This is a genomic window from Streptomyces sp. NPDC027189 (assembly GCF_055566975.1).
This window is the reverse complement of the sequence record NZ_JBVHRI010000002.1, coordinates 169,353-192,098: the sequence shown is the minus strand read 5'-3', so window position 1 is coordinate 192,098 and position 22,746 is coordinate 169,353. Positions and strand designations below refer to the sequence as shown.

Here is a 22,746-nt window from a genome sequence, read left to right as displayed (position 1 = left end):
TCTGGCTCCTCCAGCGCGAACACCCTGGACACGACGCTGGAATCGGACCCCCCGATTCAGGAGGTGGAGACCATGCCCCGCACCGTCGCCGTCGGCCTCGACGGCTCGCCCGAGAGCCCGGCAGCCGTCGTACCGGCCTTCGGAGCGGCCCTGGTCATCGAGGAGCCCCCCGATCCCGAGCCCGGCACAGGTCAGGTCCACATCCGTGTCGAGGTCCCGGGGCTGTGCCAGAGCGTGATCGGCTCCCTCGTGCGTACCCGGCAAAACCCCGGCGAGGTGTTCCGGCCGCACGCGGCGGGGCGCACCCGGGTGGTCTCCCTGTCCCGCCCCCTGGCCTCGGTCGACGCATCCTTCCAGGACGTCCCGCACGGCCAAGTCGACGCGTGGACCGTCTGCGAGTTCCCCGACGGAAGGTGAGGATCATGGAGCTGCCTCTGGTCGTGGGCGTCGACGGCTCCGAGCCGAGCCTGCGCGCCGTGGACTGGGCGACGGACGAGGCCGGCCTGCGCGGCCTACCGCTCCGGCTGGTGTACGCCTCGCTCTGGGAGCGATACGAGGGAACCTCGCTCGCTCAGGGATCGGACCGCCCCTCGGAACAGGTGATGGCCGAGGACATCGTCGACGCAGCCGCTCGGCGGGCACACCGTCGCGACCCGGAGGTGAAGGTCTCCACCGATGTGCTGCCCGAGGAGCCGGTCCCCGCACTGCTGCGTGAGAGCCTCAACGCCACCGCACTGGCCCTCGGTGCCCGAGGCCGCGGCGTCGTCACCGAGCTGCTGCTCGGTTCGGTCGGCCTCACCGTCGCCGCCCGTGCCTCCTGCCCGGTGATCGTGCTGCGCGGCAGCCACGACAACCAGGCGAAGTCCGGAACACGGCGGCGCATCGTGCTGGGTGTCGGCGAGGAGCCGCCGAATTCCGCGGCCGTGCGCTTCGCCTTCCAGGAGGCGGAGAAACGGCAGGTCGCTCTGGAGGCCGTACGGTCCTGGCGCCGCCCTCCGCACGAGACCAGCGGCGACCCGCTGCCGGCCGGGGAACCCGCTGGTCTCCACGAGCAGCGGGCCACGGACACCCTCGACGCCGCGCTGCGCGACGCCGCCGCGGACCACCCGTCCGTGGAGCTGCACCGGCGCACCGTCGAGGGCTCCGCCCGCAAGGCGCTGCTCGACGCCTCGGCCACAGCCGACCTGCTCGTCGTCGGGGCCGAGCGTCGCCACGGCCACTTCGGGTTCCAGCTCGGCCGGGTGGCTCACACCGTGCTGCACCACGCGGCCTGCCCGGTCGCCGTCGTACCGCAGCGGGTGCGAACGCCGTGACCGGCTCGGGGACGTGCCGCGTGATCGGGGACGCGGCGATCCGGATCGCGCGGTCGGACGCATGTGCTCGACACCGGCGCGGCCGGCCGAGCGGCGGTGCACGGCACGGTCCGCGCGAGGTGGCCGACTGGACCTGGAGCGCCTGAAGCCGGCGGATGCCTCTGCGCCCCCTGTTGCCGTGGGGGCGCAGAGGCGAGTCGTCCGAAGGGCTACGAACCGGTCGGGTCGGTCACGTCGGAGATCCTCCACCGCTGGTTGGACCCGGAGTTCGGGGTCCACATCGTGACGGCGGATCCGTCGGCGGTGGCCTGGCCGCCCACTTCGAGGAGCCCGCCGGTGGCGGCGCTGACGAGGGTCCAGGTGCCGTCGCCGGTCGTCGACATGATCCACTGGGTGGCCTGATCACGCCGACCGCTGTCCGCCTCCAGGACGGGGGCGCCGTCGCGCACGGCCAGACGCTTGCCTTCCGTGGGGTTGGTGAACACATACCGCTGCCGGTTGCCGGTGTCGCCGCTGATCCGGGTCGGCCGCCACTGCTGTCCCGTGCCGGGCGCATCGGTGCCCGCGGCCTTGATGACCAGCTTGGTGCCGTCGTCCGCCACGGTGAGCGCCTTGCCGCTCTGGACGCCGGTCAGCTGGTAGGTGTGGCCCTTCTGCAGCAGGGCGGCGTCCTTCGCCACGCCGGACACGCCCTTGACGAGGAAGGACGTCACGGACTGGGCGGGCACGGTGAAGGTGGCCTGCCGGCCGGTGACCTCGACGGGAGTCTGTCGCTCCAGCTTGCCCTCGGCGCTCGTCACCACGGGCGTCACGGTCGCGTCGCGGGCGATGCGGCCGAACTTGGACAGGTCGATCGTCACCGTACGGGCGCCGGTCGTGCTGTTGACATGGACGACCGTCGCCGCGTTGCCCGACTTGGCGACCGCGGCGGCGCTGGAGGTGTCGTCGGTCTTGATGAGCCGGTCGCCGGGCTTGATGTAGTGCGTGAAGTTGCGCGCGGTGTCGAACTTCGTGTTCGTGCGGATCGGGCAGGTGGCCAAGGTGTCCGCGGAGGTGCAGCTGAACGGGATCTGGATGCTGCCCCAGTTGCCGCCCTTGGCGGACTCCCCGCCGGGCTTCATGTTGTCGTAGTCCTCGACGGGCTGCCAGAACACCCAGGCGCGGGGCTCCAGTTCGCGCAGGTCGTCGACCATCTGCTGGGCGAGGCCCAGACCGGGCCGCATGTCGGTGAAGCTCTGGCCGTCGCCCCAGTCGCCCTCAACCTCACTCATCCACAGTGGCTTGTCCGCGGCCTTGGCCAGGTCGCGCACGCTGGTACGGCCACCGGTGCCGTAGGTGTGGACGTTCATCCGGCCCACGAGGTCGCGCACGTCCTGGGGGTAGGTGTTCCAGTTCTGCGTGAAGAGGCTGGGGTTGGTCTCGTCCATCGCGGAGATCTTCGTGCCGGTCATGGCCTTCTTCAGGGCGGGGGCCAGCGCGCGGATCACCTGCTGCTGGAGTTCCGGGCCGATGTGGGCCCCCTCCTGACGGCCGTCGACCGGCCGGCCGTCGGCTCCAAGGCGCGTACCCCAATACCCCGTGTTGGGCTCGTTGAACGGGTCGAGAGTGTCGACCTTGATTCCGTGCGCCTGCTCCAGCCGCTTGGTCGCTCCCGCCAGGTAGGCGGCGAAGTCGTCGACGGAGTCCGCCTTGAGCTGATCCTCGGTGGAGTTGAAGCCGCCGGAGACATAGCCGCTCTTGGTCATGAACCAGGGCGGCGAGTTGCTGAACGTCTCCCAGTGGTCGATGTCGTTCTTGATCCGGTCCACCCACCAGCGCTGCGTGGCGTCGGCGTCCGGGTTCCAGTCGGCCGCCTCGTCGGCGCTCCACCAGTCGGTGTCCGCACGGGTGGTGCCCGCCGGCGCCTTCCACCAGCCCTCGACCGCTCCGCCGGCACGGAGATAGTCCTTGACGTCCGGGGCGTTGCCGCCGCCGATGTTGTAGCGGGCGATGTTGAGGCCGAGGCCGTCGTCGTCGAAGAGGAGGTCGGCCAGCTTCTCGCGGATCTCGGCCGGATAGTCGCCGGTGGCGTTGGCGAACCAGACCAGGCTGGTGCCCCAGCCCTCGAAGCTCTGCTCCTTGTACGACGGGTCGGGCCGGACGGTGACGGCCGTGGCCGCCGCCGAGGTCTCGGCGTTCGCCGGGGCGGTGACCAGGGCCGCTGCGGTGGCCAGAGCGGTGACTCCGATGGTTCCCATGAGACGTCGTGTGCGGGTACGGCGTGCCAAGATGTGCTCCCAACTCGTCAGTGGACGTTTCGGTGACGAAGCCCCGTCGTCAGGTCGCGGGCTGCCGCAGCACGGCGACCTCCCTCGGGGAGAGGACGGGGGCGCCGTCGTCTCCGGCGTGGCCGATCAGGAGTTCCCCGGAGAGCCCGGTCAGCGGCACCGTCTCGTCGGTGCGGTTGACCAGGAACAGATAGCGGCTGTCGGTGCCGCGGCGCACGGTCAGCTCGACGCTGCCGCGTGCGCCGTCGGGCAGTTCACTGCGGACACCGGCGGGGGCGAGCAGCCGCGGCAGCAGGCCGGTGAGGCCGTCCACACCGAGCCGGGTGGAGACGTACGCGGCCGAACCCCCGCCCACCGCGCGGCGGGTGACGGCGGGGCGACCGGCGTACGTGCCGTCGCGGTAGTGGGACAGCACCTCCACCTCCGGGTCGGTGACGGTGATCCGGTCGGTCCACAGGGTGCCCGTGGCGGCGCCGTCCTGCCCCAGTCCCAGCTCTACCGTGTCGCCGTCGAGCAGCGGCCCGAACTCCTCGATGCGAATGCCGAGCAGCTCGCGCAGTGCTCCCGGGTAGCCGCCCAGCCAGATGTGGTCGTTCTCGTCCACGACACCGGAGAAGTACGTGGTGACCAGGTGGCCGCCGTGCTCGACGTACCGCGTGAGCTCCTTCGACAGCGCCGCGGACACCATGTGCAGCACGGGGGCGATCAGCAGTTCGTAGCGGTCGAGGTCGGCCCGGGTGGTGACGATGTCGACACGCACGCCGAGGGCAAGGAGGGCGGAGTACCAGTCGAGCGCCTCCTGGCGGTAGTCGAGGCGGGAGGTCGGGTGGGAGTCCTGTTCGCTCGCCCACCACGACTCCCAGTCGAAGACGATGCCGACCCGGGCCGGCTCGCGCTCGGTCCCCGCGACCGGAGCCAGCGTCCGCAGGGTGTGGCCGAGGCCGGTCACCGCGCGGAAGACCTCGCTGTCGGGCCCGGCGTGCGGCACCATCGCCGAGTGGTACTTCTCGGCGCCGGCCGCCGACTGGCGCCACTGGAAGAAACACACGGCGTCGGCGCCGTGCGCGACGTGCAGCAGCGAGTCACGGGCCAGGTCGCCGGGCCGCTTGGCCAGGTTGACGGGCTGCCAGTTCACGCCACTGGTGGAGTGCTCCATGAGGAACCACGGACGCCCGCCCGCGATCCCGCTGACGAGGTTGGCGGAGAAGGACAGCTCGTCCCGGTCCTGCGGGCCGGGCATGACGTAGTGGTCGTTGGAGACGAAGTCGATCTCGTCGGCCCAGTCGGCGTAGTTCATCCCCTTGGTGCCGCCCATCACCATGAAGTTCGTGGTGACCGGAACGCCGGGGGTGATCTCGCGCAGCAGGTCCCGCTCCGCGCGCAGATAATCCTTCAGCGCGTCGGAGGAGAAACGCTTGAAATCCAGCTGTTGCGTGGGATTCGGGTAGGAGGCGGCAAGCCGGGGCGGCAGGATCTGCTCCCAGTCGCTGAACCGCTGGGACCAGAACGCGGTGCCCCAGGCGTGGTTGAGGCCGTCGAGAGTGGAGTAGCGGGCGCGCAGCCAGTCGCGGAAGGCACCGGCCGCGTCGTCGGAGTAGTCGTGGATGTTGTGGCAGCCCAGCTCATTGGAGACGTGCCAGGCCACCAGCGCGGGATGGTTCGCGTACCGCTCAGCCATCTTCCGCACCAGGCGCAGCGCGTGCTCACGGAAGACGAGTGAGGTGGGCCGCCAGTGCTGCCGGCCGCCCGGCCACAGGGTCTCGCCGGAGGCTGTCACCGGAAGGATCTCCGGGTGCGCCGCGGCGAGCCACGGCGGCGGGGACGCGGTGGCGGTGGCCAGGTCGACCCCGATACCGCCCGCGTGCAGCAGGTCCATGACCTCGTCGAGCCAGGTGAAGTCCCACTCGTTCTCGGCCGGCTGGATGCGGGCCCAGGAGAAGATCCCCACGGAGACGATGGTGACTCCGGCCTCGCGCATCAGCCGTACGTCCTCCTCCCACACCTCGCGCGGCCACTGCTCGGGGTTGTAGTCGGCGCCGTATGCGAGGCGTGGGGTGGGGTCACCGTCCGGCCCGTGCTGCAACGGGGACAGGAGGGTGGAGATCATGGTGGTCCTTCCGGTGTGCTGCACGCGGCGGCGCGGGGTGCGTGGTTGTTTCCGAGCGGCTGCCGCCGAGCGCTCGCTCCTCGGCGGCAGCTTCCGGGCGGTTACTTCTGGACGGTGAAGCCCTGCTCGTTTCCGTACTTGACCGAGGCGTCCTGCCAGGACTGCAGGGCGGCGGTCAGCTTGGTTCCGGAGACATAGGCCTTGCCGACGGTGTCGTTGAAGATCGAGTTGGCGTAGACCTGGTAGGGCAGGTACGACCAGTCCGAGGCGACGTTCGCGGCCGACTCGGCGAAGATCTTGTTGGCCTTCTGCCCGCCGAAGTACGGGAACTCGGTGTTCTGGAAGGTGCTGGACTGGAGGTCCGCGGTGGTCGCCGGGAAGGCGCCCGCCTTGAGCCGGGTCTGCACGCCCTTGCCGGCGTTCGCGTACTCGGCGAAGGCGTAGGCGAGTTCCTTGTTCTTGCCCAGCGTGGGCAGTGCGAGGGAGCTGCCGCCGTTCTCCGCGCTGGCCTTGTCGCCCGCGGTCCACGCGGGCAGCGGCGCCGCGCGCCAGTCGCCGGACGCGCCCTTCACGCCGGTGGCGAAGTTGGCGGGCATCCAGGCGCCGGTGGCCAGGGTCGCGATGGTGCCGTCGCCGAGCCCCTTGTACCAGTCGTCGGTCCAGCCGGAGATGGGCGCGAGCAGCTTCTCGTCGAGGAGCTTCTGCCAGACGTCGGTGTACGTCTTGGCGCCCGCGTCGGAGAAGTTGATCGTCACCTTGGTGCCGTCGACCTTGTAGGGCCGCGAACCGGCCTGCCACAGCAGGCTGGTGGTCTCGCCCGCGTCGCCGGTGTCATTGGCGATGTATGCCTTGGGGTCGGCCTTGTGCAGGGCACGGGCCGCGGTCAGGTACTCGTCCCAGGTGGTCGGCACCTTGATCTTGTACTTGTCGAAGACCTTCTTGTTGTAGAACAGCGCCATGGGCCCGGAGTCCATGGGCAGGGCGTAGATGTTCTTGGTGCCGGCCTTCACGGCGTTCAGCGGGCCGGGGGAGTACTTGCTCGCGAGCTTGTCCGCGCCGTACGGCGTCAGGTCGTCGAGCCCCTTCGTCAGGGCGTACTGGCCCAGCGCGTAGTACTCGATCTGCGCGACGTCGGGGACGCCCTTCTTCGCCGATATGGCGTTCTGCAGGGCCTTGTACTGGTCGTTGCCGGTGCCCGCGTTGACCAAGTTGACGTGGACCGCGGGGTGTTCCTTCTCGAAGTCGGCGGCGACCTGCTTGAGCGTGGGCTCCCAGGCCCACACCGTGAGGTTGCCGCCCTTCTTCAGGGCCGCGTCGACGTCCTTCGCGGAGACCGGCTTCGAGCTGGAGCCGCTGTCGTCGGAGCCTCCGCAGGCGGTCGCCCCCAGGGCGAGCGCGGAGACCAGGGCGAGGCCGCGCAGCAGGCGGCGAGGGTTCATGTGCATGGACGTGCTTCCACTTCGTCGTGGCCGAAACCGTGCCTGATGAGGGTTGAGAACTGTGGGAGAGATGGGTTGTTGCGGGGGCTTGATGCGGGTTACTCCTTGACGCTTCCGGCGGCGAGCCCGGACTGCCAGTACTTCTGGAGCAGGAGGAACGCGGCGATCAGCGGCAGGATCGTGATCAGTGAGCCGGTGATCACCAGGTGGAAGACGGGGGTGCCGCCGGCGGTCGCGGCCTGGGCGTTCCAGCTGTTGAGGCCCAGCGTCAGCGGATACCAGTCGGGATCCTTGAGCATGATCAGCGGCAGGAAGTAGTTGTTCCAGGTGGCGACCATCGTGAACAGCGAGACGGTCACGATGCCGGGCGCCAGCAGCGGCAGGACGACCTGGAAGAAGGTGCGCAGCTCGCCCGCGCCGTCGATGCGGGCGGCCTCCATCAGCTCCGCGGGCACGGCCTCGGTGGCGAACACCCACATCAAGTAGAGGCCGAAGGGCGAGATGAGGGAGGGGATGATCACCGCCCACGGGGTGTCGGTCAGGCCCATCTTGCTGAACATCAGGAAGGTGGGTACGGCGAGGGCGGTGCCCGGCACCGCGACGGCACCGATGACGACGGCGAACACGGCGCGCTTGCCCGGGAAGTCGAACTTCGCCAGTGCGTAACCGCCCAGCACCGCGAGCAAGGTGGCACCCCCGGCCCCGAGCACCACGTACAGCACGGTGTTCAGCAGCCAGCGGGAGAAGACGCCGTCGTTGTAGGTGAACGTCTCCTTGATGTTGTCCCACAGGGCGAAGTCGCCGTTGAACCACAGCCCGAACGAATGGGCCAGCCCCTCCTGGGTCTTGGTGGCGCTGATGACCAGCCAGACCAGTGGCACGAGGGAGTAGAGCAGGATCAGACCAGTGAGCACGGTCAGCAGCACACTGCGCCGCGGGCGCCCCGGGCTGTGCCGACGCGGCTTGCGCAGCCGGGGCACGGCGCCGGAGGAGCCGGTCGAAGCAGGTGCGGGCTGGGAGAGGGTGGTGACAGAGCCGCTCATCGCTTCACGCTCCCTTGCGCATGCCGCGCAGCTGGACGACGTAGGCGATGACCATGGTGATGACGCCCATGACGATGGCGACCGTCGCGGAGTAGTTGTTCTGCTGGCCCGAGAAGGACAGCGAGTACGTGTAGTAGTTCGGGGTGTAGTCGGTGGTGATGGAGTTGGGCGCCAGCTTCTGCAGGATGCTCGGCTCGTTGAACAGCTGGAACGTGCCGATGATCGAGAAGATCGTCGCGATGACCAGGGCGCCGCGGATCGCCGGGAGCTTGATGGCGGTGATGACGCGGATCTGTCCGGCGCCGTCGATCTGCGCGGCCTCGTACAGCGAGTGCGGGATGACGCGGAGCGCGGAGTAGAAGATCAGCATGTTGTAGCCGACGAACTCCCAGGTGACGATGTTGCCGATCGACGCCAGGATCAGGTCGGGCCCGAGCGGGTTGGGCAGCGAGACGCCGAGGGCGTCGTTGATGTCGCTTACGAGGCCGAACCGGGTGCCGTACATGAAGCCCCACATGAGGGTGGCGACCACGGCGGGCACCGCGTACGGCAGGAAGATCGAGATCCGGAAGAAGTCCCTGCCGTACAGTCGCCCGCTGTCCAGCGCGAGCGCGACGAGCAGGGCGATGCCCAGCATGATCGGCACCTGCACCAGCAGGAACAGCGACACACGGGCCAGGGAGTCCCAGAACTGGTGGTCCTGGAGGGCCTGTTGGTAGTTGTCGAGGCCCACGAAGGTGGTGCCGCCGATGAGCTGGGTCCGGAAGAGGCTGAGGTAGACCGAGTACGCGATCGGAGCCAGGAAGACAAAGGCGAAGACCACCGCGAACGGGCCGATGAACCCCCACCCTGTCCAGGAACGGCGGTCCCGTTTCGCCGGAGGTCGGGTCGGGGGCCGTATCGCGGCCGCGGGCGGTTGAAGCGTCGTCATGTCGTTCCTCGCTCGTCCATCTCGGAACCGGCGTCGTACGCCGCCGCGATGTTTACGCAAACATCGAGGTCCGGAGGAGGCCTCGGGCTGTTATGTTTACGTAAACATCTGATGGCGGCATGTCTACACTGCCCCAATGTCGGCGGTCAAGGGTCGTCTGATGAAACGGCGACTCAGGTAATCGAGGGAGACGGGTGGACACAGCGGACGGTGCCTCGACGAGCAGGGATCGGGCACGCACGCGTACGGAGAAGCGGGCCGCGCGGCGCACACCGAGTGCGTCCATGGCGGATGTCGCCCGCCTGGCCGGCGTCTCCTCGCAGACGGTCTCCCGGGTGTCCAACGGTTACGCGGGCGTCAACGAGGAGACCCGGCAGCAGGTGCTCACGGCCATGAAGGAGCTGGGCTACCGGCCCAACAGCGCCGCCCGGGCCCTCAAGCGCGGCGAGTTCCGCACCATCGGCGTCATCACCTTCAACCTCTCCACCACGGGCAATATGCGCACCCTGGAGGCGATCGCCACCTCCGCGGCGCAGGAGGGTTACGCCGTCACGCTCCTGCCCGTGGCCGTCCCCACCCAGGACGAGGTGCGCGGCGCCTTCTCCCGGCTGGGCGAGCTCGCCGTCGACGCCGTCATCGTCATCATGGAAGTGCATCTGCTCGACGCGGCGACCATCTCCCTGCCGCCCCACGTCCAGGTCGTGGTCGCCGACTCGGACGCGGGCGACCGCTACACCGTGGTCGACACCGACCAGGCCGGCGGAGCCCGTGCCGCCGTACGCCACCTCCTGGACCTGGGGCATCGCACGGTCTGGCATCTGGCAGGTCCCGAGGAGTCCTTCGCGGCACAGCGCCGTGCCGACGCCTGGCGCGCCGAACTCGTCGGCGCCGGCCGCGTCCTGCCACCCGTCGTACGAGGCGACTGGTCGGCGGAGTCCGGCTACCGCGCGGGTCTGCGACTCGCCGGCGAGAAGGACTGTACGGCGGTGTTCGCCGCCAACGACCAGATGGCACTGGGGCTGTTGCGGGCCCTGCACGAGCGCGGCCGCAAGATCCCCGACGACGTCAGCGTCATCGGCTTCGACGACATCCCCGAGGCCGGCTCCTTCCTGCCTCCCCTGACCACCGTCCACCAGGACTTCGCCGAAGTGGGACGCCTGTGCGTCGAGGGAGTACTGCGACGGATGCGCCACGAGGGGGCAGAGCACGGCACCACGCTCGTCCCCACAAGACTCGTGGTCCGCGACAGCACCGCACCGGCCCCTGTTTCCGTGGGCGAGTAGAGCGGCGCCGCGCCGCGCAGGGTCGTCGCGAGCAGCATGGAGGGCACGCCGTGCTCCCCCCGCGGGCCTTGTCCGGCTTCAAGAGGCATGGACCGCCCACCTGGCCGGGGTCCGGCGACCGCCTGCGCGGCCCTGCTCGCCGCCCCCCTGACCTCACGCGCGTGCGCGGCACGCCCGTGTGACCGATCATGGAAGTTCAGCGGGTCGCAGACTCCCGGGAGCCGAGGAGGACGCCGGTGGCGCCGGATGTTCCTGCCGCGCAGCCCCTGATCTCCAGCGACGTCGAGGCGGTGCTGGCGGCGGCGGGCGGCCTCGTCGCGGGCCTGCCGCTCGGCCGTGAGTACCGAGTACTGCGCAGGATCGTGGAGGGCACGAGGGCCGGAGTGGCCGTACTCGACACCGAACTGCGCTTTCTGTACGTCAACCCGCGCATGGCCCGGGCGGACGGGCTGTCCGCCGAGGCCCACCTCGGCCGCGCCCTCACTGACGTCCTTCCGGGACTGGATCGCGCCGAGCAGGTCCTGCGCGAGGTGCTCCGAGACGGGCGGCCCCGCCAGCTGGTCGCCACCGGGTTCACCCTCGCCCCCTCGCCTCCCGCGCGCCGCGTGTGGCGGGCGACGTACCACCGACTGGAGGACGAGCACGGCAGGGTCGTCGGGCTGGTCGGCGTCGCTCTGGAGATCACCGAACCGCGCCAGTATCTGCACGAGTTGGAGCGTGCCCACCAGCGTATGGCGCTGCTGGACACCGCGGTCACGCGGATCGGCACGACCCTGGACGTCGATGCCACCTGCGGTGAGCTGGCCGACTTCGTGGTCCCGGGGCTCGCGGACGCCGCGGGCGTGGAGCTGTTCCAGCAGGATCGGCCGGGCGGGCGGCGGCAGACTCCGCCCGGCGCGATACGGCTGCGCCGGGCCGCCGTCAGTGCCGCACCGCAGCTCAGGGCCACGCTGGGGGAGATCGGCACGACGGGTGTGTATGTGGAATACGAGGCGGGGTCGCCGATCCGGCGGCGTCTGGACGCCGGCAGGTCCTGGATGCACGACCTCTCGGCGGGCGACGTGCCCGCGGGACCGTACGGCGATCGGATCGCCCGGTATCGCGCTGCCGGGGTCCACTCCGTACTCATCACACCCCTGGGCACCGAGGACCGTCTCCTCGGTACCCTCACGATGGCGCGCGTCGGCCCGTCACCCGCTTTCACACGCGAAGACGCCGTGGTGGCAAAGGAGTTGGCGACCCGCGCCGCCCGGGCCCTGGACCGGGCCTTCCGCTACGCCCGCGAGCATGCGATGGCCCTGGAGCTGCAGCGGGCCTTGCTGACCGAGCCGAGCGTCCCCCACCCGAACCTGGAGACGGCGTTCCGGTATCTGCCCGCGGACGACACCACGGTGGTAGGCGGCGACTGGTTCGACGCCCTTGCCCTGTCCCGTGACCGTAACCTCCTGGTCATCGGCGATGTCATGGGTCACGGAGTCGAGGCGGCCGTCGCCATGAGCCACTACCGGTCCATGCTGCGAGCGCTGGCCGACACCGGGCTGCGACCGGACGAGATGCTCCAGCACGCCGACCGCATGGTCGCCGACGCCGGCTTCGACCGGGTCGCCACCTGCCTGCTGGCGCTCGGCGACCCTCGCGCCAACACCGTCTCGTACGCCAACGCGGGACACCTGCCTCCCCTCCGGCTCACTCCGCAGGGACACACCGAGATCGTGCCCCTCCCAGTGGGTCCACCGCTGGGTACCGGGTTCGGCTCGTACGAGACGGTCACGCGCCCGGGTGTGCCCGGCGGGACCCTGCTGCTCTACACCGACGGCCTGGTGGAACGCCGTGACGAGGACATCGACGAGTCCCTCCGTCGCCTCACTCGCCTGCGACTCTCCCCGCGAGACAGCCTCGACAAGATCGTCGACGATGTCCTGGCCCAGCTGATGAGCGGCCCCGCAGCGGACGACGTCGCCGTGCTCGCCGCCCGCGTGCACCGTCTGACCCACCTCTGACGCACGTGGGCGAGCTACTCGGCGATCTTCTCGCGCATGAGGACCGACGGCTCCTTGGCCCGTTCCTCCCGGGCGAGCACGCAGGCCGTGAGGGTGCCGTCGAAGTCGTGGGACTTCAGCGGGCGGAACAGCTCTTCGAAGTCCCCCCGCCCTGCCCGATGAATTGATCGCGTCGTAGCCGTTCTCCATGAAGGCGTCCGGGTGGGGTTCGAGGGCGAGGCGGATGCCCTCGCGCTCGAACAGCGGCAGCAACTCGTCGAGGGAGTTCCAGAACTGGGCCTCCGAGCGCTCGGAGGCCTCGGGGCGGCCATTATGGGGGAGTGCCTCCCCGCGGGTCAGCGGTAGAGGGCGGGGCGCTCGATCAGTTCGACCTCGGTCCGACGGCTCTCCGCCTGGGCGCGGACACCCGCCTCGCAGACGGCCGCCGCGGCGTATCCGTCCCAGCTGCTGGGCCCCGTGACCTCGCCGCGCAGCGTGGCGTCGACCCAGGCCTGGACCTCGCGGTCGTAGGCGTCCACGAACCGCTCCACGAAGTCCGGGGCGATGGAACCGCCCCACCGCCCCGCAGCGTTGACGAGCATCCCGTGGGCCTCGCCGATCCGTGCCGTGCCGTTCTCGCAGACCGCCTCGGCCTGCACCTGGTAGCCGAAGCGGCAGTTGACGTAGATCTCGACGTCGACCAGGGTGCCCCCGTCGGTCTCGAAGACGACGAACTGCGGGTCGGACAGGCCCTCGGGCGCGTTGCCGGAGGGCTTCGGCTTCATCACCGTGACCGCGGTGATCTCCTGCCCCAGCAGCCACCGGGCGACGTCCATCTCGTGCACCACGGAGTCGTTGATCAGCATCTGCTCGGTGAAGTACGGCAGGACGTCGGCGTTGCGGTGCCGGTTGTGCAGCATCAGCGGCCGGCCCAGTTCGCCACTGTCCAGCAGCGTCTTGAGCTTCATGTACTCGGCGTCGTACCGCCGCATGAACCCGACCTGGACCCGCCGGTGGCCGAGCTTCTGCTCGGCCTCCATGACGCGCAGCGCGGAGGCCGCGTCCGGTGTGAGCGGCTTCTCGCACAGCACCGGCAGGTCGTGCTCGAAGGCGGTGAGCAGCGCCGCCTCGTGGGCCGGGCCGGGCGAGGCGATGATCACGGCGTCGACGTCGTCCGCGGCCATGGCGGCGGCCGGGTCGGTGTACGCGGTGCAGCCGTCGATGCCCGCGGCGAGCTGTTTGGCCCGTTCCGCGTCGAGGTCCGCGACGGCGGTCACCCGCGCCCCGCTGATGACCTCGGTGATACGGCGTACGTGGTCGGCCCCCATCCGGCCGGTGCCGATGACGGCGATGCCGAGCGTTCCGCGCTGGGTCATGGTGTTCGGTGGTCCCTTCGGGTGGTTCAGGCACCGCAGGAGCGGAGGAACTTGCGGGTGCGCACGGCGATGGGCAGCGGCTTGTCCGGCTCGCAGGGGTACATGTCCTGCTCGACGATGGCGAACAGCTCGACGCCCAGGCGCTGGGCCGCGACCAGCACCGGCTCCAACTCCGGTACGCCGGACGGGGGTTCGCACATCACGCCGCGCTGGACGGCGGGGCCGAACGGCACCTCGTTCTTGACGACGTCGGCGAGGATGTCGGGGTCGACCTGCTTGAGGTGCAGATAGCCGATCCGCTCACCGTAGGTCTCGATGAGCTTCACGCTGTCGCCGCCGCAGTAGGCGTAGTGCCCGGTGTCCAGGCAGAGGTTGACCAGCTCGGAGTCGGTCGAGTCGAGGAAGCGCTCGACGTGGTCCTCGGTGTCGATGTGGGTGTCGGCGTGCGGGTGGACGACGATGTCGAGGCCGTACGTCTCCTTGACCTCGTGGCCGAGCCGCTCCATGCCCTTGGTCAGGTGGGCCCACTGCTCGGCGGTCAGCTCCGGCGGCTCGAGGATCTCGGCGGTCTTGTCGTCCCGCCAGAAGGACGGGATGACCACCAGGTGCTTTGCGCCCATGGCCTGGGTGAGGGCGGCGACCTCACTGACGTGCTTCCAGGTGGACTCCCAGACCGAGGGTCCGCGGTGCAGCCCGGTGAAGATCGTGCCGGCCGACACCGTCAGCCGGCGCCTGTTCACCTCGTCGGTGAGCCGGGCGGGGTCGGTCGGCAGATAGCCGTACGGGCCGAGTTCGATCCAGGAGTAGCCGGCCTCGGCGACCTCGTCCAGGAACCGTTCCCAGGGCACCTGCTGCGGGTCGTCGGGGAACCAGACGCCCCAGGAGTCGGGGGCCGAGCCGACCCGGATGCGGTCGAGGGGAGTGGTCATCTCAGGAGGTCCCTTCGGAGGAGGCCGCCACGGGTGCCTGGAGGTCTTCCGCTTCGGGGAGCTCCTCGACGTCGACGCCGCGTACCTGCGCCAACTCGTGCTTGAGTGCGGCCAGTTCGGCGCCGCCGGCCATGTGGTTGGTGAGCTCTTCCAGGCTGACCTCGCTGCGGTCGGCGCTGAGCTCCATGGTGCCGAGGCGGAGCACGCTGAAGTGGTCGCCGACCATGTAGGCGTGGTGGGGGTTGTGGGTGATGAAGATGACGCCGAGGCCGCGGTCGCGGGCGGCGGCGATGTACTTCAGCACGACACCGGACTGCTTGACGCCGAGCGCGGCCGTGGGCTCGTCCAGGATCAGGATCCGCGCCCCGAAGTAGACGGCGCGGGCGATCGCCACGGACTGGCGCTGGCCACCGGAGAGCGTGCCGATCGGCTGGTCGAGGTCGTCGAGGACGATGCCCATGTTGCGCAGTTCCTCGTCGGCGGTCTGCTTCATCCTCGCGATGTCGAGGCGGCGCACGGGCCAGGGGCCCTTGGTCATCTCGGAGCCGAGGAAGAAGTTCCGCCACACCGGCATCAGCGGGACGGTCGCCAGGTCCTGGTAGACGGTGGCGATGCCCTTGTCGAGCGCCTCACGCGGTGTGCTGAAGCGCACCGGCGCGCCGTCGACGAGGAACTCGCCCTCGGTGTGCTGGTGCAGCCCCGAGATGATTTTGATGAGGGTGGACTTTCCGGCGCCGTTGTCGCCGAGCACACAGGTCACCCGGCCGGGGTGCACGGCGAGGGAGACGCCGTGCAGGGCGCGGATGTTGCCGTAGGACTTGCCCGCGTTGCGCAGCTCGACGAGGGCGGCGGTGCCGTCCTCGGGCGGGGTGTCGGCGAGGATGGCGCCCGCCGTTCCGGATCCGTTGCTGGTCATGAGTCAGTTCACCTCCGGGTCGCCGTGCGGCGGACCCACAGATTGATGAGCGTGGCGCCGAGCAGCATCACGCCGAGGAAGGCCTTGAACCAGTCGGGGTTCCAGCCGGCGTACACGATGCCCTGCTGCACCATGCCGAACATGAAGGCGCCGAAGACCGGGCCGATCGCGGAGCCGTAGCCGCCGGTCAGCAGACAGCCGCCGATCACCGCCGCGGAGATGTAGATCAGCTCCTGGCCCACGCCCTCGCCGGACTGCACGGTGTTGAACGAGAACAGCTGGTGCATGCCGACGAACCAGGCGCCGAAGCCCACGGTCATGAACAGCGAGATCTTGGTGAAGGTCACCGGCACACCGACGGCCCGTGCGGAGTCCTGGTTGCCGCCGACCGCGAAGATCCAGTTGCCGTACTTGGTGCGCAGCAGCACCCACGTGGCCAGGGCCGCGAAGATCAGCCAGTACACGATGGTGATCTTCACCTGGACGCCGCCGACGTCGAAGGACGAGGCGAAGATCTTCTTCGCCTGGTCGAAGCCGTCCATGTTGCTGATGTCGTCGGTGGCCACGTTGGTGGTGACCAGCTTGGTGACCGCGAGGTTCGCGCCCTGAAGGATCAGGAAGGTGCCGAGGGTGACCAGGAAGCTGGGCAGCCCGGTCTTGACCACCATCCAGCCGTTGAAGAAGCCGACCGCCAGCGACACGAGGAGGGCGACGATCACGCCGACCCAGACGTTCATGGTCAGCTGGTAGCTGAGCATGCTCGCGGTCAGCGCCGAAGTGATGACGGCGACGCCGGCCGACAGGTCGAACTCCCCGCCGATCATCAGCAGCGCCACGGGCAGCGCCATGATCCCGATGGTCGACGACTGGTAGAGGATGTTGGCCATCGAGCCGCCGTCGCGCACCGGCGGCGCCGAGACGAGGAAGAAGACGTACACCGCTACGGCGCCGAGGAAGACGCCCACTTCGGGCCGTGCGAGCACGCTGAACACCAGGGGGCGTTGCGCGGTCCGCCCGTCGGTCTTGCTGGGGCCGGGGGCCGGCGGTGAGGGCACCGCCGGCGCAGCCTGCTGGGTCATGCTCATCACCGGGTGCCCTTCGCGGCGAACTCGGCGACGGTCTCGACGTTGGACTTGTCGACGAAGGCCGGGCCGGTCAGGATCGGCTGCTCGCCGCCGCCGCTGTAGTTGCCGTTGTTCTTGTAGAGCCACAGGGAATCGATCGCCAGGTAGCCCTGCAGGTAGGGCTGTTGGTCGACAGCGAACTGGATGGTGCCCTTGCTGATGGCGGTCGTCAGGTCCTTGTTGAGGTCGAAGGTCGCGATCTTCGCCTTGCTGCCCGCGTCGCCCACCGACTGCACGGCGGTCAGCGCGAACGGGGCGCCGAGGGTGACGACATAGTCGATCGCGCTGTCCTGCTTGAGCTTGGCGGTGATCGTGGACTTCACGGACGGCATGTCGGTGCCGTTGACGTAGAGGGTCTCCGTCTTCCCGCTGAACGTCTTTTTCACGCCGTCGCAGCGCTGGGTGAGGCCGATGTTCCCCTGCTCCTGGATCACGCAGACGGCCTTCTTGGCGCCTTCGGAGTTCAGCTTGTTGCCGAGCGCCTCGCCCGCCACCGTCTCGTCCTGCCCGAAGAACTCCATCAGGCCGAGCTTCTTCCAGTCGCTCACACCGGAGTTGAGGCCGACCACGGGAATGCCGGCCGACTTCGCCTTGCTCACGACGTCCTTCATGGCGTCCGGCTTGGCAAGGGTGATCGCGATGCCGTCGACCTTCTGGTCGATGGCGTTCTGGACCAGGTTGGCCTGCTCGCCCGCGCTGGGGTTGGCGGAGTAGACCAGCTTGATGTTGTCCTTGGCCGCTGCGGCCTCGGCGCCCTTGCGGACGATGTCCCAGAACGTGTCGCCGGGCGACTGGTGAGTGACCAGGGCGACCGTCATGCGGGGGGTGTTGGCCTTGCCCGCGGAGGCGGCGGCACCGCCTTCCTCGGACTTCTTGCCGCCGGAGCTGCTGGAGCAGCCGGCTATGAGCAGCGCGGACGCCGCGACTGTCGCGACGAGTGGGGCGATTCTGCGAGAGCGGGGGTGAAGCGTGCGGTCCATCTTTCCAGCACCTCACTGTGCGACGGGGGAAACGGGACGGCGGGGCGCGGGGCCCGTACGGGGCCCGGACGGCAGGTCCGGGTCTTGAGCCGGTGACGTGGCTGTTTCGTTGGGACGGGATACAAGTCCCTGTTGCACCCGCCTGTCAATACTTTGTTAAGACATCATTTCCTGAGCAGGTCCGAATGTCAGTACAAAGTCTTGACAGGAGCTTGCTGTGGGTCATACACCTAAGAGGCATCGGGCGCCCCATTGCCCGCATCCCACGCATCAGGAGCGTCACGCATGCCTGAGTCCGCTGAATCCTTCGACGTCATCACCATGGGACGTATCGGCGTCGATCTCTACCCCCTGCAGACGGGTGTGCCGCTCGCGCAGGTCGAGTCCTTCGGAAAGTTCCTCGGCGGCTCGGCGGCCAATGTCGCGGTGGCCGCCGCGCGCCTGGGCCGCGCCACCGCGGTGATCACCCGCACCGGCCAGGACCCCTTCGGCACCTATCTCCACCAGGCGCTCAAGGAGTTCGGCGTCGACGACCGCTGGGTCACTCCCGTGGCCGCGTATCCCACGCCGATCACCTTCTGCGAGATCTTCCCGCCGGACGACTTCCCGCTGTACTTCTACCGGCGGCCCAAGGCACCGGATCTGGAGATCCACACCGATGAGCTGGACTTCTTCGCCATCCGAGGCGCCCGCATCTTCTGGATCACCGGCACCGGACTGAGCGAGGAGCCCAGCCGCTCGGCCACGCTCGCCGCCCTGAAGGCACGCGCCAAGTCGGGCACCACGGTCTTCGACCTCGACTGGCGCCCGATGTTCTGGAAGGACCCCGACAGCGCGCGCCCGTACTACGCCGAGGCCCTGCGCCACGCCACGGTCGCCGTCGGAAACCTCGACGAGTGCGAGATCGCCACCGGAGTACGCGAACCACGGGCCTGCGCCCAGGCCCTCCTCGACGCCGGTGTGGAACTGGCCGTCGTCAAACAGGGTCCCAAGGGAGTCCTGGCCGTCCACCGCGACGGCACCGTCGCAGAAGTCCCGCCGGTACCGGTGGAGGTCGTCAACGGCCTCGGCGCCGGAGACGCGTTCGGCGGCTCGCTCTGCCACGGTCTGCTGTCCGGCTGGGAGTTGGAGAAGACCATCCGGTACGCCAACGCGGCCGGCGCGCTCGTCGCCTCCCGCCTCGCCTGCTCCTCCGCGATGCCGACCGAGTCCGAGGTCGAGGACCTCCTCGTACGCGGCTGACCGAGTCCGAGGCCGAGGCGCCCCGCATACGCGGCCGACCGACGCCACCCCTGAACGGAGCCTGTCTTGAGCATCAGCATCCCCGACCTCGTCACGGTGCGCGCCCGGCACCCGGAGGCCATCGCCGAAGCGGCCGCCCGCCGTGTCCGCCGCCCGCTGATCGGCGACAGCGGCCGCCTGATGATCGTGGCCGCCGACCACCCCGCGCGCGGCGCCCTCGGTGTCGGCGAGCACCGCCTGGCCATGGCCAACCGCGCCGACCTCCTGGAACGCCTCTGCATCGCGCTGTCCAGGCCCGGTGTGGACGGGGTGCTGGCCACCGCCGACATCCTGGAGGACCTGCTGCTCCTGGGCGTCCTGGAGGACAAGGTCGTGATGGGCTCCATGAACCGCGGAGGGCTCGCCGGCGCCTCCTTCGAGATGGACGACCGCTTCACCGGCCACCGTGCCGAGGACATCGAGCGGCTCCGCTTCGACGCCGGAAAGCTCCTGCTGCGCATCGACTACGACGACCCCGGCTCCCTGGAGACCCTGCAGACCACGGCCCGCGCCGTCGACGACATGGCCGCCCGCCGACTGCCGCTGTTCGTCGAGCCGTTCATATCCCGCCGGGTGGAAGGCACGGTCCGCAATGACCTGAGCGCCGAAGCCGTCACCCGGTCCATCGCCATCGCCTCCGGCCTCGGTGGCACCTCCGCCTACACCTGGCTCAAGCTGCCGGTCACCAACGACCCGGACGACATGGCCGAGGTACTGGAGGCGTCCACCCTGCCCGCCGTGCTGCTCGGCGGCGAGGTCGGCAGGGACCAGGAAGGGGCGTACGAGAGATGGCGCAAGGCCCTGCGGCTGCCCACCGTCCAGGGCATGGTCGTCGGCCGGTCGCTGCTGTACCCCGCCGAGGGCAGCGTGGAGACCGCGGTGGACACCGCGGTCGGCCTGCTCTGAATCCCCGTTCAGCCTGTTCTGAACCCCTGTTCAGCCTGTTCTGAGCCCCGTACAGGAGCCACCCGATGACCACCACGCACCACCTTCCCGCGGGCAAGGCCACCACCGACGCCTACACCGTCGACGTCACCCCCGAGTCCGCCGACTGGGGCTACTCCAGCCTGCGTGTCCTCGAACTGCCGCCCGGTGGCTGGCACGCCTTCGACAGCGGCGACAGCGAGTGGATCGTGCTCCCGCTGTCGGGCGGCTGCACCGTCGCCGTCGGCGGCGACACCTTCCGGCTCGCCGGGCGCGAGAGCGTCTTCAGCGGGGTGAGCGACTTCGCGTACGTCCCCCGGGACGCCCAGGTCTCGATCGCCTCGCGCGACGGCGGGCGGTTCGCGCTCACCGGCGCCCGCTGCGCCCGTCGGCTGCCGGCCCGCTACGGACCCGCCTCCGCCGTCCCGGTCGAGCTGCGCGGCACCGGCAACTGCTCGCGCCAGGTCAACAACTTCGGTGCGGCAGCCCGCGCCGGAGGCGCTGATGGACAGGGTTTCGAGTGCGACAGGTTGATCGCCGTCGAGGTGATCACGCCTGGCGGCAACTGGTCCTCCTTCCCGCCGCACAAGCACGACGAGCACCGGCCCGGCGAGGAGTCGGAGCTGGAGGAGATCTACTACTTCGAGTTCGCCGCCCACGAGGGCACGCCCGGTTTCGGCTACCAGCGGGTCTCGCCCTCGGGCCACGGCACCAACACCGACGTGCTGGCCGAGGTGCGCGACGGCGACGTCGTCCTCATCCCGGACGGCTGGCACGGACCGTCCATGGCCGTGCCGGGACACGACATGTACTACCTCAACGTCATGGCGGGTCCCGGCGCCGACCGCGCCTGGCTGATCTGCGATCACCCCGACCACGCCTGGATCCGCGCCACCTGGCCCGAGCGGCCCGTCGACCCCCGCCTCCCCCTCTACACGGCACCGGAGAAGTCCTGATGAGCACCCCCACCCGCCGTCTGACCGTCGCCCAGGCACTGGTGCGCTTCCTGTCCGCGCAGTACAGCGAGCGCGACGGCGTACGGCACCGGCTGATCGCCGGCACCTGGGGCATCTTCGGCCACGGCAATGTGGCGGGCATCGGCCAGGCGCTGCTGGAGGCCGGCGAGGACACCATGCCCTTCCATCAGGGCCGCAACGAGCAGTCCATGGTGCACGCGGCGGTCGGCTACGCCCGCCAGCTCAACCGCCTCTCCGCCCAGGCCGTCACCACGTCCATCGGGCCCGGCGCCACCAACCTGGTCACCGGCGCGGCCCTGGCCACCGTCAACCGCCTGCCCGTACTGCTCCTGCCCGGCGACTACTTCGCGACCCGCCCGGCCGACCCGCTGCTCCAGCAGTTGGAACACCCGGTCGAGGCAGACGTCTCCGTCAACGACACCCTGCGCCCGGTCTCCCGCTACTTCGACCGGATCACCCGTCCCGAGACGCTGATCCCGTCCGCCCTCAACGCGATGCGGGTCCTGACCGACCCGGCCGAGACCGGCGCCGTCACCCTCGCCATGCCGCAGGACGTGCAGGCGGAGGCGTACGACTGGCCGGAGGAGTTCTTCGCCGAGCGCGTCTGGCACGTACGCCGGCCCGCACCCGACCCGGTCGAACTCGCCGAAGCCGTACAGGCGATCCGCGCCGCCGGACGCCCGCTGATCGTCGCCGGCGGGGGAGTGCACCACAGTGAGGCCGAGGGCGCGCTGAAGGCCCTGGTCGACGCCACCGGCATCCCCGTCGCCTCCACGCAGGCGGGCAAGGGCTCCCTGCGCTACGACCACCCCGCCGACCTCGGCGGCATCGGTCACACCGGCACCGCCGTCTGTGACGACATCGCCCGCACCGCCGACCTGATCATCGGGGTCGGCACCCGCTACACCGACTTCACCACCGCGTCCAACACGCTGTTCCAGGAGCCCGGTGTCCGGTTCGTCAACCTCAACATCACCGCCTTCGACGCCCACAAGCTCGCCGCCCGCACCCTGGTCGCGGACGCGCGGACGGGGCTTGAGGCGCTCGCAGAGGGGCTGTCCGACCACCGGGTCGACGAGGCGTACGAAGCCGAGTACCGCGCGGGCAAGGCGCGTTGGGAGGAAGTGGTCGAGACCGCCTACCGGGCCGAGGACTCCGCCGTGCCCACCCAGACCCAGCTCCTCGGCGCCCTGGACGCGGTCGTCGGCGACGACGACGTGGTCATCAACGCGGCCGGCTCGCTCCCGGGCGACCTCCACAAGCTGTGGCGGGCGCGCAGCCCGCGCCAGTACCACCTGGAATACGGCTACTCGTGCATGGGCTACGAGATCCCGGCCGGCATCGGCGTCCAGCAGGCCGCCCCCGGCACACCGGTCTGGTCGCTGGTCGGCGACGGCACGTATCTGATGATGCCCACCGAGATCGTCACCGCCGTCCAGGAGGGCCTGCCCGTCAACCTGGTGCTGATCCAGAACCACGGCTACGCCTCCATCGGCGGCCTCTCCGAGGAGACCGGCGGCGAGCGCTTCGGCACCGCCTACCGCTACCGCGCCGCCGACGGCACCTTCTCCGGGTCTCCGCTCCCGGTGGACCTCGCCGCCAACGCCGCCAGCCTCGGCATGGACGTCCTGCGCGCCAAGACCGTACGGGAACTGCGGGACGCGCTGGCCGCGGCGCGCGCCTCGGACCGGCCGACGTGCGTGTACGTCGAGACCGACCCGACGCCTACCGCCCCTCCGGCCGAGGCCTGGTGGGACGTACCCGTCGCCGAAGTGGCCTCGCGCGAAGCCGCCGTGAACGCCCGTGAACGGTACGACGGTCACGCCGCAGGGCGCCGCCGCCACCTCTGACTCCTTTGAACTTCCCGCCCACGAAAG

General features: G+C 69.9%; 18 protein-coding genes. 8 read left to right on the top strand and 10 right to left on the bottom strand.

The window, feature by feature from the left end:
* Positions 1 to 72: 72 nt before the first annotated feature.
* Together ACZ4RZ_RS05430 and ACZ4RZ_RS05425 are read left to right on the top strand one after the other, a co-directional pair.
* Positions 73 to 417: a hypothetical protein gene (locus tag ACZ4RZ_RS05430; protein ID WP_467742261.1), complete on the top strand. Its 345-nt coding sequence runs from the start codon at positions 73 to 75 to the stop codon at positions 415 to 417.
* Between the two features lie 5 nt (positions 418 to 422).
* A complete protein-coding gene (locus ACZ4RZ_RS05425; protein WP_467742259.1) occupies positions 423 to 1,313 on the top strand; it encodes a universal stress protein in 891 nt (296 codons plus the stop codon).
* A 209-nt stretch (positions 1,314 to 1,522) separates the two neighbouring features.
* Here the strand turns inward: ACZ4RZ_RS05425 and ACZ4RZ_RS05420 are convergent, their stop codons facing one another.
* The 5 genes from ACZ4RZ_RS05420 to ACZ4RZ_RS05400 all read right to left on the bottom strand — a co-directional run bounded on the left by ACZ4RZ_RS05420 (position 1,523) and on the right by ACZ4RZ_RS05400 (position 9,100).
* Positions 1,523 to 3,580, bottom strand: coding sequence for an RICIN domain-containing protein (locus tag ACZ4RZ_RS05420; RefSeq protein WP_467742258.1), 2,058 nt, complete (start codon positions 3,578 to 3,580; stop codon positions 1,523 to 1,525).
* A 49-nt stretch (positions 3,581 to 3,629) separates the two neighbouring features.
* Positions 3,630 to 5,687 (bottom strand): beta-galactosidase, encoded by a 2,058-nt coding sequence (locus tag ACZ4RZ_RS05415; protein ID WP_467742257.1) that lies wholly within the window; start codon positions 5,685 to 5,687, stop codon positions 3,630 to 3,632.
* A 101-nt stretch (positions 5,688 to 5,788) separates the two neighbouring features.
* Complete coding sequence (locus tag ACZ4RZ_RS05410; RefSeq protein ID WP_467742255.1) at positions 5,789 to 7,132, bottom strand: ABC transporter substrate-binding protein; 1,344 nt, start codon at positions 7,130 to 7,132, stop codon at positions 5,789 to 5,791.
* A 92-nt stretch (positions 7,133 to 7,224) separates the two neighbouring features.
* Positions 7,225 to 8,169, bottom strand: a complete 945-nt coding sequence (locus ACZ4RZ_RS05405; protein ID WP_467742253.1) for a carbohydrate ABC transporter permease — start codon at positions 8,167 to 8,169, stop codon at positions 7,225 to 7,227.
* A 4-nt stretch (positions 8,170 to 8,173) separates the two neighbouring features.
* Complete coding sequence (locus ACZ4RZ_RS05400) at positions 8,174 to 9,100, bottom strand: carbohydrate ABC transporter permease (protein ID WP_467742251.1); 927 nt, start codon at positions 9,098 to 9,100, stop codon at positions 8,174 to 8,176.
* A 194-nt stretch (positions 9,101 to 9,294) separates the two neighbouring features.
* On the opposite strand from ACZ4RZ_RS05400, the gene ACZ4RZ_RS05395 reads away from it, so the two are divergent.
* Positions 9,295 to 10,383 (top strand): LacI family DNA-binding transcriptional regulator, encoded by a 1,089-nt coding sequence (locus ACZ4RZ_RS05395; RefSeq protein WP_467742250.1) that lies wholly within the window; start codon positions 9,295 to 9,297, stop codon positions 10,381 to 10,383.
* Between the two features lie 236 nt (positions 10,384 to 10,619).
* On the top strand, positions 10,620 to 12,383 hold the full coding sequence (locus ACZ4RZ_RS05390; protein WP_467742248.1) for a SpoIIE family protein phosphatase: 1,764 nt from the start codon (positions 10,620 to 10,622) through the stop codon (positions 12,381 to 12,383).
* 335 nt (positions 12,384 to 12,718) lie between these two features.
* Here the strand turns inward: ACZ4RZ_RS05390 and ACZ4RZ_RS05385 are convergent, their stop codons facing one another.
* Genes ACZ4RZ_RS05385 through ACZ4RZ_RS05365 form a run of 5 tightly spaced genes read right to left on the bottom strand, consistent with a single transcriptional unit; the run spans position 12,719 to position 17,687 of the window.
* Entirely contained in the window at positions 12,719 to 13,738 is a 1,020-nt protein-coding gene (locus tag ACZ4RZ_RS05385) for a Gfo/Idh/MocA family protein (RefSeq protein ID WP_467742246.1), read from the bottom strand.
* 26 nt (positions 13,739 to 13,764) lie between these two features.
* A complete protein-coding gene (locus tag ACZ4RZ_RS05380; RefSeq protein ID WP_467742244.1) occupies positions 13,765 to 14,667 on the bottom strand; it encodes a sugar phosphate isomerase/epimerase family protein in 903 nt (300 codons plus the stop codon).
* A 1-nt stretch (position 14,668) separates the two neighbouring features.
* Positions 14,669 to 15,583, bottom strand: coding sequence for an ATP-binding cassette domain-containing protein (locus ACZ4RZ_RS05375; RefSeq protein ID WP_467742242.1), 915 nt, complete (start codon positions 15,581 to 15,583; stop codon positions 14,669 to 14,671).
* A gap of 8 nt (positions 15,584 to 15,591) precedes the next feature.
* Positions 15,592 to 16,668: an ABC transporter permease gene (locus tag ACZ4RZ_RS05370; RefSeq protein WP_467742240.1), complete on the bottom strand. Its 1,077-nt coding sequence runs from the start codon at positions 16,666 to 16,668 to the stop codon at positions 15,592 to 15,594.
* Complete coding sequence (locus ACZ4RZ_RS05365) at positions 16,668 to 17,687, bottom strand: sugar ABC transporter substrate-binding protein (protein ID WP_467742238.1); 1,020 nt, start codon at positions 17,685 to 17,687, stop codon at positions 16,668 to 16,670. Before ACZ4RZ_RS05365 ends, ACZ4RZ_RS05370 begins: the two co-directional genes overlap by 1 nt.
* A gap of 285 nt (positions 17,688 to 17,972) precedes the next feature.
* On the opposite strand from ACZ4RZ_RS05365, the gene iolC reads away from it, so the two are divergent.
* From iolC to iolD, 4 genes are all read left to right on the top strand, one after another.
* A complete protein-coding gene (gene iolC / locus ACZ4RZ_RS05360) occupies positions 17,973 to 18,929 on the top strand; it encodes a 5-dehydro-2-deoxygluconokinase (protein WP_467742236.1) in 957 nt (318 codons plus the stop codon).
* Positions 18,930 to 18,995: 66 nt separating this feature from the next.
* Positions 18,996 to 19,874 (top strand): Cgl0159 family (beta/alpha)8-fold protein, encoded by an 879-nt coding sequence (locus tag ACZ4RZ_RS05355; RefSeq protein WP_467742234.1) that lies wholly within the window; start codon positions 18,996 to 18,998, stop codon positions 19,872 to 19,874.
* Positions 19,875 to 19,939: 65 nt separating this feature from the next.
* Positions 19,940 to 20,848: a 5-deoxy-glucuronate isomerase gene (iolB, locus tag ACZ4RZ_RS05350; protein WP_467742232.1), complete on the top strand. Its 909-nt coding sequence runs from the start codon at positions 19,940 to 19,942 to the stop codon at positions 20,846 to 20,848.
* Entirely contained in the window at positions 20,848 to 22,719 is a 1,872-nt protein-coding gene (iolD, locus tag ACZ4RZ_RS05345) for a 3D-(3,5/4)-trihydroxycyclohexane-1,2-dione acylhydrolase (decyclizing) (RefSeq protein ID WP_467742230.1), read from the top strand. Before iolB ends, iolD begins: the two co-directional genes overlap by 1 nt.
* Positions 22,720 to 22,746 lie beyond the last annotated feature (27 nt).

Excerpts from the sequence above, each read along its gene's own strand:
- ACZ4RZ_RS05410 (WP_467742255.1), bottom strand. The coding sequence starts at position 7,132 with ATGCACATGAACCCTCGCCGCCTGCTGCGCGGCCTCGCCCTGGTCTCC.
- ACZ4RZ_RS05365 (WP_467742238.1), bottom strand. The coding sequence starts at position 17,687 with ATGGACCGCACGCTTCACCCCCGCTCTCGCAGAATCGCCCCACTCGTC.
- iolC (WP_467742236.1), top strand. The coding sequence starts at position 17,973 with ATGCCTGAGTCCGCTGAATCCTTCGACGTCATCACCATGGGACGTATC.
- ACZ4RZ_RS05385 (WP_467742246.1), bottom strand. The coding sequence starts at position 13,738 with ATGACCCAGCGCGGAACGCTCGGCATCGCCGTCATCGGCACCGGCCGG.
- ACZ4RZ_RS05415 (WP_467742257.1), bottom strand. The coding sequence starts at position 5,687 with ATGATCTCCACCCTCCTGTCCCCGTTGCAGCACGGGCCGGACGGTGAC.
- ACZ4RZ_RS05375 (WP_467742242.1), bottom strand. The coding sequence starts at position 15,583 with ATGACCAGCAACGGATCCGGAACGGCGGGCGCCATCCTCGCCGACACC.
- ACZ4RZ_RS05380 (WP_467742244.1), bottom strand. The coding sequence starts at position 14,667 with ATGACCACTCCCCTCGACCGCATCCGGGTCGGCTCGGCCCCCGACTCC.
- ACZ4RZ_RS05430 (WP_467742261.1), top strand. The coding sequence starts at position 73 with ATGCCCCGCACCGTCGCCGTCGGCCTCGACGGCTCGCCCGAGAGCCCG.
- ACZ4RZ_RS05405 (WP_467742253.1), bottom strand. The coding sequence starts at position 8,169 with ATGAGCGGCTCTGTCACCACCCTCTCCCAGCCCGCACCTGCTTCGACC.
- ACZ4RZ_RS05370 (WP_467742240.1), bottom strand. The coding sequence starts at position 16,668 with ATGAGCATGACCCAGCAGGCTGCGCCGGCGGTGCCCTCACCGCCGGCC.
- ACZ4RZ_RS05400 (WP_467742251.1), bottom strand. The coding sequence starts at position 9,100 with ATGACGACGCTTCAACCGCCCGCGGCCGCGATACGGCCCCCGACCCGA.
- ACZ4RZ_RS05425 (WP_467742259.1), top strand. The coding sequence starts at position 423 with ATGGAGCTGCCTCTGGTCGTGGGCGTCGACGGCTCCGAGCCGAGCCTG.
- iolB (WP_467742232.1), top strand. The coding sequence starts at position 19,940 with ATGACCACCACGCACCACCTTCCCGCGGGCAAGGCCACCACCGACGCC.
- iolD (WP_467742230.1), top strand. The coding sequence starts at position 20,848 with ATGAGCACCCCCACCCGCCGTCTGACCGTCGCCCAGGCACTGGTGCGC.